We start from the raw sequence: 17,203 nt of genomic DNA, 5'->3' as shown, positions 1-17,203 counted from the left end.
CCAGCACTCTCAGATGCGTCCTCCCGGTACGCGACAATCAATATTCAAAATATTCAAGCCAGGTTCTGCTCCGTCAGCCGCTGTACCGCCAGGCGCCGGTAGTGGGAAGGGGTCATGCCTTTAAGCTGCTGAAAGCGCCGGTTGAAGTTGGAAATATTGTTGAACCCCGACTCAAAGCACACATCGGTGACGGCCTTATCGCCATCTGCCAGCAGTTCGCATGACTTGCTGATGCGCAGCCGATTGACGAACTCGATAAACGTGCGCCCGGTGGCCTGTTTGAACACCCGCGAAAAGTACGTCGGCTTCATGCCCAGGTACTCAGCGACTTCCTCCAGCGGCAACTCGCGGGCGTAATGGGCAAAGATGTAGTCCACCGCCCGGTTGGTGCGGTCGATGCTGTGCTCGTCAGCCAGCTGTGGCGTGGTCACGCCGGACAGAAGCTGATAGTCCTCACACGCGCTGAGCACTTCCAGCAGGATAAAGAAGTGGCCCAGGCGTGCCATGCCCTGGGCGTCTTCGATGCGTTGCATCAGGGTCACGGCCTGGGCGATGGTCTTTTTGCAGCGAAACTCGATGCCGTACTGCGCCCGTTCCAGCAGCGGGGCAAGGGTCTTCAACTCGGTGAAGATATGGCTGCCGTTCTCCAGCAAGTCATCGGTGAAGTTCACCAGCATGTCGCGCTTGGGCACCACTTCGTCTTCCTCCACCTGGCTGATCCAGTTATGGGGCAGGTTGGGGCCGGTGAGGAACAGACTTTCAGGGTAGAAGTTGCCGATGTAGTCGCCGATAAACACCTTGCCGGAGCTGGCGACGATCAGGTGCAGTTCGTATTCCTTGTGGAAATGCCAGCGCACCAGCGGGCAGGGGAACCCGTGCTGGCGATAGATGATGGACAGACCGTTGTGGTCGTCCATCAGTTCGTAGGAAGGATCGGTGATGCGCGCTGCTCGGGTCATGCTGGCGTCGCTTTATTGTTGGTTGCGACCCGAATAATGCCCCCTTGTGCGCGACCCTGCCAGCGTCGGCGTTTAGAACGTGCGGTTTTTCGCCTCGATCCACTGGGACATGTACTGGGTACTTTTGTGGGCATGATGACGCAGCATGCTGCCGGTGAAGTTGTCGCGGCGATGAGCGGCGAGGTGACGGCGGCAATGCTCCAGGCACTCCACCAGCGCGGGGCCGTGGACGTTCTGGTCGTAGCGGCGGGCAATCAACTGGCGCCCGTCTTCCTGGGCCTGGGTCCAGCGCTCGCGGTCCTGGTACAAGGCCACCGCGGCGGCGGCCAGGGCCGGCGCGCTGGGTTCGATCATGCCCGGCCATGGCTGCTCATCACCCATGGCCTCGGCGCCGATGGGCGTGGTGATGTTCGGCGTGCCGCACAGCATCGCGTCCGCCAGCTTGCCCTTGATGCCCGCGCCAAAGCGCAGGGGGGCAAGGCAAATGCGTGCGGCGCGCATCACTTGCAGCGCATCTTCGGCCCAGTTCATCACATGAAAACCCTGGGCCGGGTTGTGCAGGGCGGTGGCCTTGGGCGGGGTATAGGCGCCATAGATATGCAGTTGCGCGCCGGGTAACTGTTGTCGAATCAGCGGCCACAGGCTGTTCTTCATCCACAGCACGGCGTCCCAATTGGGCGCGTGGCGGAAGTTGCCGATGCTGAGGAAGTGCGCGCGGTCCTCAAAGGGAACGAAGGCTTCGGTGGCGGGCTCCAGCATCAGCGGGCACCAGTGGAACAGGGCGGCCGGCACCTTGAACTGCTCGGTCAGCAGGCGTATTTCCACATCGGAGATCATCAGGTTGATGTCGCAGCGGTAAATCGCTGCGATTTCGCGCTTGGCCACTTCGGAGTCGGCCATCAGCTGGAATTCTTCCTCCAGCGCGGGCGCAAACAGGGCGCTGAAGTCGTCGCTGTCGGGATAGGTCTTGAGGTGGTTCTTGAGCCGTTGCTGGCGTGCGTCGCGCAGGCTATGCAGGTCGCAGGTCTCCAGCACGCGCAAGGCGTCGGGGCAGTATTTTTCCACCCGCCAGCCGAACTGCTCTTCCATCATGAAACGGTCGAACAACACGATATCCGGGGCGAGTTGGCAGATAAAATCATCGAAACTGCTGTTATTGAGCTCGATGGCGCATTCGGCGATGCCCAGGGCGAGCAGGTCGGCCTTGTGTTCGCCGAGTGCGGCAGGGCTGCTGAAGGTAACCTCCCAACCTTGCGTAAGAAAAGTTTCCAGAATCTGCATCATGTGCCCGCCTGCGGCCGAGGAACGCGGCTCCGGCCAGACATAACCAATGACCAGAACTTTGGTGGCAGGCGGTTTCATCAACAACAGCTTCCTTAAAGGGCGGGCGAAAAGCGCGCAATTAAACCACAACCGGCACGCATGACAATTTGTGTCTGGCGGTAGGTCGCCACGGCACTTTGTGGTTAACTTCCGCCTCTTGAATTCGTTTAACCAAAACCCGCATAAGGATTCCGTTCATGGCTCAAGTCACCCTCAAAGGCAACCCGGTCCAGGTTGAAGGCGAATTGCCGAAAGTCGGCGCCAAAGCTGCAGACTTCACTCTGACCGCCGGCGACCTGTCCAACGCCACCCTGGCTACGTTTGCCGGCAAGCGCAAAGTGCTGAACATCTTCCCTAGCGTCGATACCCCGACCTGCGCGACGTCGGTGCGCAAATTCAATGCTCAGGCCAATGATCTAGAAAACACCGTGGTGCTGTGCATTTCCACCGACCTGCCATTCGCCCAGGCACGCTTCTGCGGCTCCGAAGGCCTGGAAAACGTGAAAAACCTGTCGGATTTCCGCGATTCGGATTTCGCCGTTGATTACGGTGTGTCGATTGCCGACGGCCCGCTCAAAGGCCTGACCGCCCGCGCCGTCGTGGTGCTGGACGAAAACGACAATGTGCTGCACAGCGAGTTGGTCAAGGAAATCGCTGAAGAACCGAACTACGAAGCAGCATTGGCTGTCCTGAAGTAACTGTTTCTGCGCATGTCTGTCGTTTTGCAGTAACACCCGTGATACATGATTGCGGCCTGGCCTAGTCCAGGCCGTTTTCATTTGTGCTTCAGACGTTTAGGGAAATAGCCGACGGACTAAGCCCAGACGTTAAAAGATGTAAGCCCAAGGTAAATAGCCGGTAAAGGCGCTTTTCTTAATGCGCCCCAGTGCTTATCTTTCAGCCTCCCAAAGAAGAAGCTCTCGCGCCCAATGGTTGATCACTCCATGCAATCCTCCCCCCGCAACTCCCGTCGTTGGCTGTTCGGCCTGCTCGTGCTGCTGGTTATCGCCGGTCTGTGCTGGAAATTCTGGCCCGGCGGCGCGGCCCAAAAAGACGCACCGGCCGGGCACACCGGCAAAACCGGCATGGCGCGCCCCGGCTTCGGCGGTTCCACTGGCCCGGTGCCAGTGCGTGTGGCACCGGCGGTGCTGGGAGAGTTTCCGGTGTACTACAAGGCGTTGGGCACGGTCACCGCGCTCAACACCATTAATGTACGCAGCCGGGTGGGCGGAGAGCTGGTGAAGATTGCCTTTGAAGAAGGGCAGATGGTCAAGGCCGGTGATCTGCTGGCCGAGATTGACCCGCGCAGCTATCAAAACGCCTTGCTCCAGGCCCAGGGCACGCTGATGCAGAACCAGGCCCAGCTGAAAAACGCCCAGGTCGATGTGGAGCGTTATCGTGGCCTGTACGCCCAGGACAGTATCGCCAAGCAGACTCTGGACACCGCCGAAGCGCTGGTTTTGCAATACCAGGGCACGGTCAAGACCAACCAGGGCGCGGTCGACGACGCCAAGCTCAACCTTGAATTCACCAGGATCCGTGCCCCGATCGCCGGTCGCGTCGGCTTGCGCCAGCTCGACGTTGGCAACCTGGTGGCCGCCAACGACACCACCGCCCTGGCCGTGATCACCCAGACCCAGCCGATCAGCGTGGCCTTCACCCTGCCGGAAAATACCCTGGAAACCGTGCTCGCCCGTTACCACGCCGGCAACAAGCTACCGGTGGAAGCCTGGGACCGTGGCGACGTAAAACAGCAGGCCATCGGCGTGTTGCAGAGCCTGGACAACCAGATCGACGTCACCACCGGCACCCTGAAATTCAAGGCGCGGTTCGATAACAAGGACAAGGCGCTGTTCCCCAACCAGTTCGTCAACGTGCACCTGCTGGCCGACACCCTGCACAACGTGGTGCTGGCGCCGTCTGCGGCGATCCAGTTCGGCAACACCGGCACCTTCGTCTACAAGCTCGATGGCGACAAGAAGGTCAAGGTCCAGCCCCTGGTAGTCGGCGATACCGACGGTGAAAACACCGTGATCAAGGAAGGCCTGGTCGCCGGTGACCGTGTGGTGCTCGAAGGCACCGACCGCCTCAAGGAAGGCAGCGAAATCGAAGTGGTCAACGACAGCACCGAAGTCCCGACCACGCCAACTGAACACCTGCAAGGCAAACCCGCGGCGAAAGGGGAGACCGGCGCTGACGCCGGCAAGGCGCAAAAGGTCGGCGCATGAACCTGTCGCGGCTGTTTATCCTTCGCCCGGTCGCCACCACGCTGAGTATGCTGGCCATCGTCCTGGCTGGCATCATCGCGTACCGCTTGCTGCCGGTTTCGGCCTTGCCCCAGGTGGATTACCCGACCATCCGGGTGATGACCCTGTACCCCGGCGCCAGCCCCGACGTGATGACCAGCGCGGTGACTGCGCCCCTTGAGCGCCAGTTCGGGCAGATGCCCGGCCTGACCCAGATGGCGTCCACCAGCTCTGGCGGCGCGTCGGTACTGACCCTGCGTTTCAACCTCGACATCAATATGGATGTCGCCGAGCAACAGGTGCAGGCCGCGATCAACGCCGCTACCAACCTGCTGCCCAAGGATTTGCCGGCACCGCCGGTGTACAACAAGGTCAACCCGGCAGATACCCCGGTGCTGACCTTGGCCATCAGCTCCAAGACCATGCTGCTGCCCAAGCTCAATGACCTGGTCGACACGCGCATGGCGCAGAAAATCGCGCAGATCAGCGGCGTCGGCATGGTCAGCATCGCCGGCGGCCAGCGCCAGGCCGTGCGCATCAAGGTCAACCCCGAGGCCCTGGCGGCCAACGGCTTGAACCTGTCGGATGTGCGCACCTTGATCGCCGCGTCCAACGTCAACCAGCCCAAGGGTAACTTCGACGGGCCGACGCGGGTGTCGATGCTGGATGCCAATGATCAGTTGGTCTCGCCCCAGCAATACGCCGAACTGATCCTGGCCTACAACAATGGCGCGCCGTTGCGCCTTAAAGACGTCGCGCAAATCGTCGACGGCGCCGAAAACGAGCGTCTGGCCGCCTGGGCCAATGAAAACCAGGCGGTGCTGCTGAACATCCAGCGCCAGCCGGGCGCCAACGTCATCGAGGTGGTAGACCGCATCAAGGCGCTGCTGCCGAGCATCACCGACAACCTGCCGGCCGGCCTCGACGTTACCGTACTCACCGACCGCACCCAGACCATCCGCGCCTCGGTCAAGGACGTACAGCACGAATTGCTGATCGCCATCGCCCTGGTGGTGATGGTGACCTTCCTGTTCCTGCGCCGGGTCAGCGCGACGATTATTCCGTCCATCGCCGTGCCGTTGTCCCTGGTGGGCACCTTCGGCGTGATGTACCTGGCCGGGTTCTCGATCAATAACCTGACGCTGATGGCCTTGACCATCGCCACCGGCTTTGTGGTGGACGATGCCATCGTGATGCTGGAGAACATCTCCCGTTACATCGAGGAAGGCGAAACCCCGATGGCCGCCGCCCTCAAGGGCGCCAAACAGATTGGCTTCACCCTGATTTCCCTGACCCTGTCGCTGATCGCGGTGCTGATCCCGTTGCTGTTCATGGCCGACGTGGTGGGGCGCCTGTTCCGTGAATTTGCCATCACCCTGGCAGTGGCGATCCTGATTTCCCTGGTGGTGTCGCTGACCCTCACGCCGATGATGTGCGCGCGGTTGCTCAAGCGTGAGCCCAAGGAAGCAGAGCAGGGCCGTTTCTACAAGGCCAGCGGCGCCTGGATCGACTGGATGATCGAAGCCTATGGCCGCAAGTTGCAGTGGGTCCTCAAGCACCAGCCGTTGACCCTGCTGGTGGCCATCGCCACCCTGGGCCTCACCGTGGTGCTGTACCTGGTGGTGCCCAAAGGCTTCTTTCCGGTGCAGGACACCGGGGTGATCCAGGGCATTTCCGAGGCGCCGCAGTCGATTTCATTTGCTGCGATGAGCCAGCGCCAGCAGGCACTGGCCAAGATCATCCTGGCGGATCCGGCGGTGGAAAGCCTGTCGTCCTACATCGGTGTGGATGGCGATAACGCCACCCTCAACAGCGGCCGCCTGCTGATCAACCTCAAGGCCCACGGCCAGCGCGACTTGAGCGCAGCCCAGGTCATCGCCCGGCTGCAACCGGAAATCGACAAGTTGGTGGGTATCCGCCTGTTTATGCAGCCGGTGCAGGACCTGACCATCGAAGACCGCGTGAGCCGCACCCAGTACCAGTTCAGCATGTCCTCCCCGGATTCCGAGCTGCTGGCGCTGTGGAGTGACAAGCTGGTGCACGCCCTTGGCCAGTTGCCGGAACTCACCGACGTTGCCAGTGACCTGCAGGACAAAGGCTTGCAGGTGTACCTGGTGATCGACCGTGATGCGGCCTCGCGCCTGGGCGTCAGTGTGTCGACCATCACCGACGCGCTGTACGACGCCTTCGGCCAGCGCCAGATTTCCACGATCTACACCCAGGCCAGCCAGTACCGCGTGGTGTTGCAGGCCCAGGCCGGCGAAACCCTCGGCCCGGATGCGCTGAACCAGATCCATGTGAAAACCACCGATGGCGGCCAGGTGCGACTGTCGAGCCTGGCCCGTGTCGAGCAGCGTCAGGCGCAGTTGGCCATCGCCCATATCGGCCAGTTCCCGGCGGTAATGATGTCGTTCAACCTGGCCCCTGGTGTGGCGCTGGGCAAGGGCGTGGAGCTGATCAACCAGACCCAGAAGGACATCGGCATGCCGGTGGGCGTGCAGACCCAGTTTCAGGGCGCGGCCCAGGCGTTCGAAGCCTCGCTGTCGAGTACCTTGCTGCTGATCCTGGCGGCGGTGGTGACCATGTATATCGTGCTCGGCGTGCTCTACGAGAGCTATATCCACCCGATCACCATCCTGTCGACCTTGCCGTCGGCGGCGGTGGGCGCCTTGCTGGCCTTGCTGCTCAGTGGCAATGACCTGGGCATGATCGCGATCATCGGCATCATCTTGCTGATCGGTATCGTCAAGAAGAACGCGATCATGATGATCGACTTCGCCCTCGACGCCGAACGCAACCAGGGCCTTGACCCGCAGACCGCGATTTACCAGGCCGCGCTGTTGCGTTTCCGGCCGATCCTGATGACCACCCTCGCGGCGTTGTTCGGTGCGGTGCCGCTGATGCTGGCCACCGGCTCCGGCGCGGAATTGCGCCAGCCGCTGGGCCTGGTGATGGTCGGCGGCCTGCTGGTGAGCCAGGTGTTGACGCTGTTCACCACGCCGGTGATCTACTTGTACTTCGATCGCCTGGGGCGCCGCTGGCGCAAAGAGCCGCAACGCCTGGAGCCGGTTGAGCCATGAACCTGTCCGGACCTTTCATCCGCCGGCCGGTAGCGACCCTGCTGCTGAGCCTGGCGATCATGTTGCTGGGCGGGGTGAGTTTCAACCTGTTGCCGGTGTCGCCGCTGCCGCAGATCGACTTCCCGGTGATCGTGGTTTCGGCAAGCCTGCCGGGGGCCAGCCCTGAGGTGATGGCCTCGACCGTGGCCACACCGTTGGAGCGCTCCTTTGGTGCGATTGCCGGCATCACTACTATGAGCAGTTCGTCGAGCCAGGGCTCAACCCGGGTGATCCTGGCGTTCGACTCCGACCGTGATATCAACGGCGCGGCGCGGGAAGTGCAGGCGGCGATCAACGCCTCGCGCAACCTCTTGCCCAGCGGCATGCGCAGCATGCCCACCTACAAGAAGATCAACCCGTCCCAGGCGCCGATCATGGTGCTGTCGCTGACCTCGGACGTGTTGCAAAAGGGCCAGCTCTACGACCTGGCTTCGACCATCCTGTCCCAAAGCCTGTCCCAGGTGCCGGGCGTGGGCGAAGTGCAGATCGGCGGCAGTTCACTGCCGGCGGTGCGCATCGAGCTGGAACCCAAGGCCCTCGACCAGTACGGCGTGGCCCTGGACGATGTGCGCACTACCATCGCCAACGCCAACCAGCGCCGGCCCAAGGGTTCCCTGGAAGACAGCGAGCGCAACTGGCAGATCCAGGCCAACGACCAACTGGAAAAAGCCAAGGACTACGAACCGCTGCTGATTCGCTACCAGAACGGCGCGGCCCTGCGCCTGTCGGATGTGGCGAAAATCACCGACGGCGTTGAAGACCGCTACAACAGCGGCTTCTTCAACAATGAGCCGGCGGTGCTGTTGGTGATCAACCGCCAGTCCGGCGCGAACATCATCGAGACCGTCCGCCAGATCAAGGCGCAACTGCCGGCGTTGCAGGCCGTGCTGCCGTCCAGCGTCAAGCTCAGCCTGGCCATGGACCGCTCGCCGGTGATCACCGCCACCTTGCACGAAGCCGAGATGACCCTGCTGATTGCCGTCGGGCTGGTGATTCTGGTGGTGTACCTGTTCCTCGGTAACTTCCGCGCCTCGCTGATCCCGACCCTTGCGGTGCCGGTGTCGCTGGTGGGCACCTTTGCGGTGATGTACCTGTACGGGTTTTCGCTGAACAACTTCTCGCTGATGGCGTTGATCCTGGCCACCGGCCTGGTGGTAGACGACGCCATCGTGGTGCTGGAGAACATTTCCCGGCATATCGACGATGGCGTGCCGCCCATGAAGGCGGCGTACCTGGGCGCCGAGGAAGTCGGCTTTACCTTGCTGTCGATGAACGTGTCGCTGGTGGCAGTGTTTCTCTCCATCCTGTTTATGGGCGGGATCGTTACCAGCCTGTTCCGTGAGTTTTCCATCACCTTGTCTGCGGCGATCATTGTCTCGCTGGTGGTGTCCCTGAGCCTGACCCCGATGCTCTGCGCCCGCTGGCTCAAGCCCCGAGTCAAAGGCCGGATGACCGGCTTGCAGCGCTGGAGCCAGAAGATCAACGACCGCATGGTCGCCGGCTACGCCACGAGCCTGGACTGGGTGCTGCGCCATCGGCGCCTGACCTTGCTCAGCCTGTTGATCACCGTGGGCGTGAACATTGCGCTGTACGTGGTCGTGCCGAAAACTTTCATGCCCCAGCAGGACACCGGCCAGTTGATCGGCTTTGTGCGCGGCGATGATGGCCTGTCGTTCAGTGTGATGCAGCCGAAGATGGAGATCTTCCGCCAGGCCGTGCTCAAGGATCCGGCGGTGCTCAGCGTGGCCGGCTTTATTGGCGGCAACAACGGCACCAACAACGCGGTGATGCTGGTACGCCTCAAGCCTATCAGCGAGCGTAAAGTGTCCGCCCAGGCGGTGATCGAGCGCCTGCGCAAGGACGTGCCGCTGGTGCCGGGTGGGCGCCTGTTCCTGATGGCCGACCAGGACCTGCAATTTGGCGGCGGTCGCGACCAGACCAGTGCGCAGTATTCCTACATCCTGCAAAGCGGTGATCTGGCCGCACTGCGCCTGTGGTACCCGAAAGTCGTCACCGCGTTGCGCGGGCTGCCGGAACTCACCGCTATCGACGCCCGTGAAGGTCGCGGCGCGGCCCAGGTCACGCTGATTGTCGACCGTGACCAGGCCAAGCGCCTGGGCATCGACATGGACATGGTCACCGGGGTGTTGAACAACGCCTACAGCCAGCGGCAGATTTCCACGATCTACGACAGCCTCAACCAGTATCAGGTGGTGATGGAGGTCAACCCCAAATACGCCCAGGACCCGATCACCCTGAACCAGATGCAGGTCATCACCGCCGATGGCGCGCGCGTGCCGTTGTCGACCATTGCCCATTACGAGAACAGCCTGGCGGATGACCGTGTGAGTCACGAAGGCCAGTTCGCCTCGGAAAACATCGCCTTCGACATGGCCGAAGGGGTGACGGTGGAGCAGGGCACAGCGGCTATCGAACGGGCGATTGCCAAGGTCGGTTTGCCCGAAGATGTGATCGCCAAGATGGCCGGCACCGCCGATGCCTTTGCGGCGACGCAGAAGGGCCAGCCGTTCATGATCCTCGGCGCGCTGGTGGCGGTGTACCTGGTGTTGGGCATTCTGTACGAAAGCTACATTCACCCGCTGACAATCCTCTCGACACTGCCTTCGGCCGGTGTCGGCGCGTTGCTCGCCATCTACCTGACGGGGGGCGAGTTCAGCCTGATCTCATTGCTGGGCCTGTTCCTGTTGATCGGCGTGGTGAAGAAGAATGCGATCCTGATGATCGACCTGGCACTGCAACTGGAGCGCAATAACGGGATGGGCCCCCTTGAATCAATTCGCAGCGCCTGCCTGCTGCGGTTGCGGCCGATCCTGATGACCACGTTGGCGGCGATTCTCGGTGCCTTGCCCTTGCTGCTCGGCATGGGCGACGGCGCGGAAATGCGCCGGCCCCTGGGCCTGACCATCATTGGTGGCCTGGTCTTCAGCCAGATCCTGACCCTTTACACCACTCCGGTGGTTTACCTTTATCTCGACCGCGCGCGCCATCGTTTCAACAAATGGCGCGGCGTGCGGACCGATGCTGCCCTGGACACTGCGCTATGACCGATTCAACCTTTGCCAAATTGGCCATGACCCGCGGTTCCCGCGTCGCGAGCCTGGTGCTTTGCGGTGCATTGCTCAGCGCCTGCGCCGTCGGCCCGGACTACAAACGCCCGGATGTCATCGAACCGGTGCAATTCAAGGAAGCCCAGGGTTGGCGCCAGGCCACGCCGAGTGACTCACTGGCCCGTGGCGCCTGGTGGGAGTTGTACGGCGACCGTCAGCTCAACGACCTGGTGGTGCGCCTCAATACGGCCAACCAGACCGTGGCCCAGGCCGAGGCACGTTTTCGCCAGGCCCAGGCGTTGGTGCGCAGCTCACGCGGGGCGTTTTACCCGACGGTCGACCTGAGCGCCGGTAAAACCCGCGCCAGCCAGGGCACCGGCAGCAGCAGCGCCAGCCTCAGCAGTTCCAGCAGCGGTATCCGCGACACCCTCAATGCCCAGCTCGGGGTGAGCTGGGAAGCCGACATCTGGGGCAAACTGCGCCGAGGCCTGGAGGCCAACGAGGCCAGCGCCGAAGCCAGCTCGGCAGACTTGGCGGCGATGCGCCTGAGCCAACAGTCCGAACTGGTGCAAAGCTACCTGCAACTGCGGGTCATGGACGAGCAGACCCGTCTGCTGCAAGCCACGCTGGACACCTACCAGCGTTCCCTGCAAATGACCGAAAACCAGTACCGCGCCGGTGTCTCCGGCAAGGACGCGGTGGCCCAGGCGCAAACCCAGCTCAAGAGCACCCAGGCCAGCCTGATCGACCTGATCTGGCAGCGTGCGCAACTGGAAAACGCCATCGCCGTATTGATCGGCGAAGCCCCGGCCAACTTCAACCTCGCCGTGAGCAAGGACATTCCAGCATTGCCGCAGATTCCCGTGAGCCTGCCGTCGCAACTGTTGGAACGCCGCCCGGACATCGCCTCGGCCGAACGCTCGGTGATCGCCGCGAACGCCAATATCGGCGTGGCCAAGGCGGCGTACTACCCGGACCTGAGCCTGAGCCTGGCCGGCGGCTATTCCAGCAGCACCTACGCCGACTGGATCAGCCTGCCGAACCGCTTCTGGTCGGTGGGGCCAAAACTGGCGATGACGTTGTTCGATGGCGGCCAACGCTCGGCTGAGGTCGACCGTACTGTGGCCAGCTACGACGAAACCGTGGCCAAGTACCGCCAGACGGTGCTGGATGGCTTCCGCGAAGTGGAAAACTACATGGTCCAGCTCAAAGTGCTGGAAGACGAGGCGGTGGTAAGCAATGAAGCGCTGGACGCGGCACGCGAGTCGCTGCGCCTGACGCAGAACCAGTACAAGGCGGGGCTGATTGCCTATCTGGATGTGGTCACCGTACAAGCGACTGCCCTGAGTAACGAGCGTACCGTATTGACCTTGCTGCAAACGCGCCTGGTGGCCAGTGTGCAGTTGATCGCGGCGTTGGGCGGTGGCTGGGACGGTCAGACCGCGATTGATGCCAAGGACTAGCATCGCGCTCCAAATGTGGGAGGGGCGGTCCGACGATTCGACTTGCCCCCGATCGCGGTGTTTCAGTCCCTACATCCATGACTGATCCACTGCCATCGGGGCATGGGTATCTACACAACTCTCAAAGGCTTATACATAACGCTGTGGTGAGCGGGCTTGTCCCGCGCTGGGCTGCGCAGCAGCCCCAAAACCAGGCAACTTGGTTTTTCTGAAAAAACGCGGTGGCTTTGATGGGGCTGCTTCGCAGCCCAGCGCGGGACAAGCCCGCTCACCACAACAGCCCAGTTGCCATAGATTCAGCATCCACGGGAAGTTGTGTAGATACCTATGGCCATCGGGGGCAAGCCCCCTCGCACATTTTGATCTCCACAGATCAGATACGTCTCAGGTTGCTTTTGATCCAGCCCACCCCTGCCAACCCGCCCGTTTTTAGCCGTTTAAAAGCCAGTCCTTTGACGCCAAATTAAAGGTGATGGCCCTCTGCTAATTAATCACCTGTTCAAGATTTATTCTCGCTACAATCGCGCGCTTTGCCACTTGGTACGGACGTTTCAAGACCGTTGCCCGCGAGAAATCCCATGCTCATCGGTAGTTATTCCACCCCCCTCGTCGTGATCTCCCTGTTCGTCGCGATCCTGGCGTCCTATACCGCGCTGGACCTGACCGGCCGCATCGCGACCGCCAGGGGCCGTGGCGTTTATTTGTGGATGGCCGGCGGTGCGTTGGCGATGGGCGTGGGCGTCTGGTCCATGCACTTCATCGGCATGTTGGCCCTGCGGCTGCCGTTTGCGCTGGGTTTTGACATCGGTATTACCGCGCTGTCGTTGCTGATCGCGATGCTGTCCTGTGGCTTTGCGTTATGGCTGGTCAGCCAGGCGCGTTTACCGGCATGGCAGCTGGTGTTGGGTGCGTTGGTGATGGGCACCGGCATTGCCAGCATGCACTACACCGGCATGGCGGCGATGCGCATGACCCCAGGCATCGACTACGACCCCACGTTGTTTGGCCTGTCGCTGCTGATCGCCGTGGTGGCGTCCGGTGCGGCGTTGTTGATTGCGTTCAACCTGCGCCGTAACACGCCGTACGTGCGTCTGGCGCGTGGCGGCGCAGCGGTGGTGATGGGCTTTGCCATCGTCGGTATGCATTACACCGGCATGGCGGCTGCACGCTTTGCCGATGAAAGCTACTGCGCCGCTGCGTTGGACGGCTTGACCGGCAACGGCCTGGATAACCTGGTGCTGGTCACCACCCTGGCGGTGCTCGCCATTGCGTTGCTGACGTCGCTGCTCGACGCACGCCTGGAAGCCCGCACCGCAGTGCTCGCCGATTCCCTAAGCCTGGCCAACCAGGAACTGACTCACCTGGCCCTGCATGACATGCTCACCGGCCTGCCCAATCGCACCTTGCTGGCCGACCGGATTCAACAGGCCATGCAGGCGGTCAAAGAGCAGGGCGGTTGCTTCGCCTTGATGTTTATCGACCTGGATGGCTTCAAACCGGTCAACGATGCCTTTGGCCATCATATGGGCGACCAATTGTTGCGCGAAGTCGGCCTGCGCCTGCGCGAGGACTTGCGCAGCCATGACACCCTGGCGCGCATCGGTGGTGATGAGTTTGTGCTGCTGGTGCAATTGAGCCAGCCGGACGATGCCCTGCGCTTGGCCGAGCGCCAGGTCGGGCTGATCAACCGCGCATTCCATGTGGCCGAGCACGAGCTGAAAATCTCGGCCAGTGTCGGTATCGCATTGTTCCCCGGCAACGGTGGCAACCCCCAGGAACTGTTGATGAACGCCGACGCCGCGATGTACCACGCCAAGGGCATGGGCAAGAACGGCTACAGTTTTTTCGATGTGTCGATGAACACCAATGCGCGCAAGCAATTGCAGTTGTTGCAGGACCTGCGCAATGCCCTTGAGCAAGAGCAGTTTCGCCTGTACTACCAGCCCAAGTTCGATGCGGTCAGTGGCATCCCCGTGGGCGCCGAAGCGCTGGTGCGTTGGGAACATCCGCAGCAGGGCCTGTTGTTGCCGGTGACCTTTATCGAACTGGCGGAAAAGACCGGCTTGATCATTCCCATCGGCGAATGGGTGCTCAATGAAGCCTGTCGCCAGATGAGCGTGTGGTATGCCCAGGGTTATGAGGATTGGCGCATCGCCGTGAACCTGTCGGCGCTGCAGTTCTGCCATGCGGGGCTGGTCAAGAGCGTGGCCAACGCTCTGGATCGGCATCAGTTGCCGGCCAACAGCCTGACCCTGGAAATCACCGAGACCACCGCCATGAGCGATGCCGACGCGAGCATGACGGTGTTGCAGCAGCTCTCGGACATGGGCGTCGACCTGTCCATCGATGACTTCGGCACCGGTTATTCCAGCCTGATGTACCTCAAGCGCCTGCCAGCCAACGAGTTGAAGATCGACCGCGGTTTTGTGCGCGACCTGGAGCACGACAGCGACGACGCGGCCATTGTTTCGGCCATCGTTGCCCTCGGCCAAGCCTTGGGATTGCGCATTGTCGCCGAAGGTGTGGAAACCGATGCGCAGCAGAACTTCCTGACGCGGCTGGGTTGCAACTCCCTGCAAGGTTACCTGCTGGGGCATCCGCTGCCGGCCGATGGTTTCATGGCGAATATCCAACGGGCCGAGGACGTATTGGCGCCTGACAAAAACCGTGCGTGACGGTTAGTATTGGATCCAACCCTATCACCAGGTTGGACCAGGAGACCGCACGCATGGACAAAGTTGTCATCATCACCGGGGGCAGTCGTGGCATAGGCGCCGAAACGGCATTGCTGGCAGCGCGTGAAGGCTATCGCGTTTGCATCAACTACCGCTGCGACGAAACAGCCGCCCTCAGTGTTCTGGAACAGGTGCGTGGCCTGGGTGCCCAGGCGATTGCGGTGCGGGCGGATGTCAGCATCGAAGATGAAGTGATCGCCTTGTTCCACCGCGTCGACGCCGAATTGGGCCGCGTGACCGCCCTGGTCAACAACGCGGGCACCGTGGCACATAAGTCACGGGTCGATGAAATGTCCGAATTCCGTATCCTCAACATCATGAAAACCAACGTGCTGGGGCCGATCCTGTGCGCCAAGCACGCGGTGCTGCGCATGTCGCCCAAGCACGGCGGGCAGGGCGGCAGCATCGTCAACGTTTCGTCAGTGGCCGCGCGCTTGGGCTCGCCGAATGAGTACGTGGACTACGCCGCCTCCAAGGGCGCGCTCGATACCTTCACCATCGGCCTGTCCAAAGAGGTGGCGGGCGAGGGGATACGCGTCAACGCCGTGGGCCCCGGCTATATCTTCACCGACTTCCATGCCCTGAGCGGCGACCCGGACCGGGTCAGCAAGCTGGAGTCCGGCATTCCCATGGCGCGTGGCGGCCGACCGGATGAAGTGGCGGAAGCGATTATCTGGTTGTTGTCGGATAAGGCCTCGTATGCCACCGGGACGTTTGTCGATCTGGGCGGCGGGCGGTGAGTCGGTAGCGTCTGTTCGGGCGCCATCGGGGGCAAGCCCCCTCCCACATTCAGATGTGTGAACACCCTCAAGTGTGGGAGGGGGCTTGCCCCCGATGACGTCAGAAAGAACACCACCCAGCCCTCAAAACGACCGCACAATCCGCCCCAACGTCTCCATCGCCTTCTCCGACGCCTCGGTCCACGGGCTGCCGTAGTTCAGCCGAATGCAATTGCGAAAGCGCTGGGTCGCCGAGAAGATCGGCCCCGGCGCAATGCTGATGCCTTGGGCCAAGGCCATCTGGAACAACTTCAGTGAATCCGTCTGTTCCGGCAATTCCAACCACAAGAAATACCCCCCGGCCGGCTGGCTGACGCGGGTCTGTGCGGGGAAATACCGGGCAATGGCGGCGAGCATGGCGCTTTGCTGCTCTTCCAGGGCATAGCGCAATTTGCGCAGGTGCCGGTCGTAGCCGCCATGTTGCAGGTAATCGGCAATCGCCGCCTGGGCCGGCATTGACGGGCACAGCGAGGTCATCAGCTTCAGGCGTTCGACTTTCTGCGCATAGCGCCCAGCGGCCACCCAGCCCACGCGATAGCCGGGCGCCAGGCTCTTGGCGAAGGAACCGCAGTGCATCACCAGGCCCTCGGTGTCGAAGGCTTTGGCCGGCTTGGGGGCCTGTTGGCCGTAATACAGTTCGGCGTAGACATCGTCTTCGATCAGCGGCACCTGATGGCTGCGCAACAACTCCACCAGCGCCTGTTTCTTCGCTTCCGGCAGGGTTGCGCCCATGGGGTTCTGGAAACTGGTCATGGTCCAGCAGGCCTTGATCGGGTAGCGCTCCAGGGCTTGCGCCAGGGCGTTGAGGTCGATGCCGTCGCGCGGGTGCACGGGGATCTCCACCGCCTTGAGCTTCAGGCGTTCGAGCACTTGCAGGCAGGCATAGAACGCCGGGGCTTCAATGGCTACCAGATCGCCGGGCTCGGTGACGGCTTGCAGGCACAGGTTCAGCGCTTCCAGGGCGCCGTTGGTGATCAGCAGTTCTTCCATCGGCAGCATCAGCCCGCCGACCATGTAGCGCAGGGCGATTTGCCGACGCAGTTGGGGGTTGCCCGGCGACATGTCCGTGACGACCAGGCGCGGGTCCATCTCACGGCTGGCGCTGGCCAGGGAGCGGGCCAGGCGCGGCAGCGGGAACAGCATCGGGCTGGGGAACGCCGAGCCGAAGGGCACGGTGTTGGGGTCTTTGATCGAGTCGAGTACCGAGAACACCAACTCGCTGACATCCACCTCGGTGGACTCGTGCACCTGTTCGCTCACCACCGGCTCGGAGAACGGGCTCGGCGCATGGGTGTTGACGAAGTACCCGGAACGCGGCCGCGCGCGGATCAGGCCACGGCGCTCCAGCAGGTAATAGGCCTGGAACACCGTGGACGGGCTGACGCCGTAGGTCTGGCTGGCGTAGCGCACCGACGGCACGCGCTGGCCGGGCCCGAGGACGCCGGAGCGGATCAGTTCGGCAATGTCTTCGGCGAATTTTTCGTAGCGTTTCATGTTGGCCTTAAACAAGT

The 17,203-nt window shown here is 62.1% G+C and carries 10 protein-coding genes; 7 read left to right on the top strand and 3 right to left on the bottom strand.

Annotation, left to right across the window (positions count from 1 at the left end; all coding sequences use genetic code 11):
* Positions 1-53 precede the first annotated feature (53 nt).
* Both AOA60_RS15585 and AOA60_RS15580 read right to left on the bottom strand, forming a co-directional pair.
* Positions 54-959 carry an AraC family transcriptional regulator gene (locus AOA60_RS15585; RefSeq protein WP_099585185.1) on the bottom strand — a complete coding sequence of 302 codons (906 nt, stop codon included), beginning with the start codon at positions 957-959 and terminating at the stop codon, positions 54-56.
* 72 nt (positions 960-1,031) lie between these two features.
* Positions 1,032-2,321 (bottom strand): glycosyltransferase, encoded by a 1,290-nt coding sequence (locus AOA60_RS15580; protein WP_099585184.1) that lies wholly within the window; start codon positions 2,319-2,321, stop codon positions 1,032-1,034.
* Between the two features lie 158 nt (positions 2,322-2,479).
* Between AOA60_RS15580 and tpx the strand changes: the two genes are divergently transcribed.
* The 7 genes from tpx to AOA60_RS15540 all read left to right on the top strand — a co-directional run bounded on the left by tpx (position 2,480) and on the right by AOA60_RS15540 (position 15,653).
* Complete coding sequence (gene tpx / locus AOA60_RS15575; protein WP_099585183.1) at positions 2,480-2,980, top strand: thiol peroxidase; 501 nt, start codon at positions 2,480-2,482, stop codon at positions 2,978-2,980.
* Between the two features lie 231 nt (positions 2,981-3,211).
* The gene (locus tag AOA60_RS15570) at positions 3,212-4,510 is read left to right on the top strand and encodes an MdtA/MuxA family multidrug efflux RND transporter periplasmic adaptor subunit (RefSeq protein WP_099585182.1); all 1,299 of its coding nucleotides are present in this window, start codon (positions 3,212-3,214) and stop codon (positions 4,508-4,510) included.
* Entirely contained in the window at positions 4,507-7,608 is a 3,102-nt protein-coding gene (locus tag AOA60_RS15565) for an MdtB/MuxB family multidrug efflux RND transporter permease subunit (protein WP_099585181.1), read from the top strand. The genes AOA60_RS15570 and AOA60_RS15565 overlap by 4 nt, the downstream gene beginning before the upstream one ends.
* Positions 7,605-10,712 (top strand): efflux RND transporter permease subunit, encoded by a 3,108-nt coding sequence (locus AOA60_RS15560; RefSeq protein WP_099585180.1) that lies wholly within the window; start codon positions 7,605-7,607, stop codon positions 10,710-10,712. The genes AOA60_RS15565 and AOA60_RS15560 overlap by 4 nt, the downstream gene beginning before the upstream one ends.
* Entirely contained in the window at positions 10,709-12,178 is a 1,470-nt protein-coding gene (locus AOA60_RS15555) for an efflux transporter outer membrane subunit (RefSeq protein WP_099585179.1), read from the top strand. Before AOA60_RS15560 ends, AOA60_RS15555 begins: the two co-directional genes overlap by 4 nt.
* Before the next feature lie 578 nt (positions 12,179-12,756).
* Positions 12,757-14,853: a bifunctional diguanylate cyclase/phosphodiesterase gene (locus AOA60_RS15545; RefSeq protein WP_099585178.1), complete on the top strand. Its 2,097-nt coding sequence runs from the start codon at positions 12,757-12,759 to the stop codon at positions 14,851-14,853.
* 53 nt (positions 14,854-14,906) lie between these two features.
* The gene (locus AOA60_RS15540; protein ID WP_099585177.1) at positions 14,907-15,653 is read left to right on the top strand and encodes an SDR family oxidoreductase; all 747 of its coding nucleotides are present in this window, start codon (positions 14,907-14,909) and stop codon (positions 15,651-15,653) included.
* A gap of 123 nt (positions 15,654-15,776) precedes the next feature.
* Here AOA60_RS15540 and mapR read toward each other — a convergent pair whose 3' ends face one another.
* Positions 15,777-17,186: a GntR family transcriptional regulator MpaR gene (gene mapR / locus AOA60_RS15535; protein ID WP_099585176.1), complete on the bottom strand. Its 1,410-nt coding sequence runs from the start codon at positions 17,184-17,186 to the stop codon at positions 15,777-15,779.
* Between the last annotated feature and the right edge of the window lie 17 nt (positions 17,187-17,203).

Source organism: Pseudomonas sp. 2822-17 (genome assembly GCF_002742485.1).
Classification (GTDB): Bacteria; Pseudomonadota; Gammaproteobacteria; order Pseudomonadales; family Pseudomonadaceae; genus Aquipseudomonas; species Aquipseudomonas cyclaminis.
This window is presented reverse-complemented; position numbering and strand designations above follow the sequence as displayed.